Genomic DNA, 1,685 nt, shown 5'->3' on the forward strand with positions numbered 1-1,685 from the left:
CGGTACGTGTCAAGATAGTTGTCGCATAATTCCGGTTTTAGAATGCGTCGATTTTGTTCTTTCCTCAGCGCGTCACGCGGCGCGACGCTGGTCAAGTTTGGACGGCGGGTTAAGCCAAACCTCATCAGCTATCTGCCATGCGCGTGGTGGTCGTTTCCAGCGCAACGGATGGCGCTCCCGCGCCTGCGCGTAGACCTCCCGCCGCTGCCGCAGGACGTCGTCCGCGAGGCCGCTGTGGCGCTGTTCCGGTGTGACGAAGGATAGGCCGCTATGCAAATGCTCGCCGTTGTACCAGGTGACGAATTTCAGCACCCATTGCCGCGCCAGCTCGATGTCCTCGAATCCATTCGGCGGGTAGCCTGGCGCGTACTTGCAGGTGCGGAACCAGGATTCGATATGGGCGTTGTCGTCCGAGACGCCGGGGCGGCTGTGCGACGGTGTGATGCCCAGCGTCTCCAGCTTGGACTTGAGCGTATGCGCCTTTTGCGCCGCGCCATTGTCGGCGTGCAGCACCAGCGGCTTGTTGTGGGGACGGTGTTCGCGCCAGCAAGCCCGCTCCATCAACGCGGCCGCCTCGTCGCCACCCTCGCGCGCATGCACCTCCCATGCGACCAGCTTGCGGCTGAACAGGTCGATGACGGCGTACAGATAAAAGAACATGCCGCGCACCTGGCTGGGCAAATAGGTCACGTCCCAGCTCCACACCTCGTTGGGGCCGTGGGCCACATGGCGCTGCGGCTCGGTGGCCTGCGGCGCCTTGGCGCGGCCGCGATGCTGCTGCTCTTGCGCCGCGCGCAGTATGCGATAGAACGACGATTCGGATGCCAGATAGGTTCCCTCGTCGGCCAGACGCGGCACGATTTGCGCCGGTGGCCAGTCGGCGAAGCGCGCCTCGTGGCAGACGTCGAGCACGCGCTGGCGTTCTTGCTCGCTCAGCTTGTGCGCCGGCGCCGGACGGGCCGCCATCGGTCTCGCATCGGCTCGGACCTTGCCCGTGCGACGCCAGCGCTCGACGGTGCGCGCACTCAAGCCCAGTTCGGCACAAGCCAAACCAAGAGGGGCGCCATCCTGGCAGGCTTGCTCAATATCGGCGACCAACTCCTGGCGCTGCGGCAACGCAATCATGCGTCCTCGCCGTCGGTCCACAGCGCTTCGTACTTTCGGGACAACACCAGCAGTGCCGCCGTCTCGGCCAATGCCTTCTCCTTGCGGCGCAAATCCCTTTCCAGCTCCCGGATGCGCTTCTTGTCCGTCGCGCGTTCGGTGGCGCCAGCTCGGTTCTGTCCAGCCGTCAAGGCCGTGTGGACTTCAGTGCGCCAGCGTTCCAGCTGTTCCACCAGCAATCCCTTGCGACGGCAGTACGCCGCCAATTCAGCCGCGTTCAGCGGGGCCGCCTCCAGCACCACCGCAAACTTGTCGGCGGAGCTCCATTGCTCGGGATTTTGTCCATCGCCGGGCACCGCGCGGCCTTGTTCGCGTGCCTGCTTGCGCCACAGGTACAGCGTGGCTTCCGGCACGCCGGTGAGCTGCGCCACTGCGGCCACAGGCTTGTTATGCGGCGCGCTCATTTGGCTGAGCGCGTGCTCTTTCTTCTCGTTGGTGTATTTCGTCATCGTAAAATCCATCGCCCCAGGGCAGATTAGAACTCCAATTGTTGGAGGCGACAACTATTTTGACAGAGGGGG

1 protein-coding gene is annotated in these 1,685 nt (G+C 64.1%); it reads right to left on the reverse strand.

Going from position 1 to position 1,685, the window contains the following annotated elements:
- Window positions 1-72: 72 nt before the first annotated feature.
- A protein-coding gene (locus tag ACP7B7_RS31575) for an IS3 family transposase (protein ID WP_426079358.1) occupies window positions 73-1,613 on the reverse strand; the annotation gives its coding sequence in 2 pieces (ribosomal slippage) (window positions 73-1,157 and window positions 1,157-1,613; 1,542 coding nt in all).
- Window positions 1,614-1,685 lie beyond the last annotated feature (72 nt).

This window comes from Janthinobacterium sp. PSPC3-1, from assembly GCF_049896105.1.
Taxonomy (GTDB): domain Bacteria; phylum Pseudomonadota; class Gammaproteobacteria; order Burkholderiales; family Burkholderiaceae_D; genus Janthinobacterium.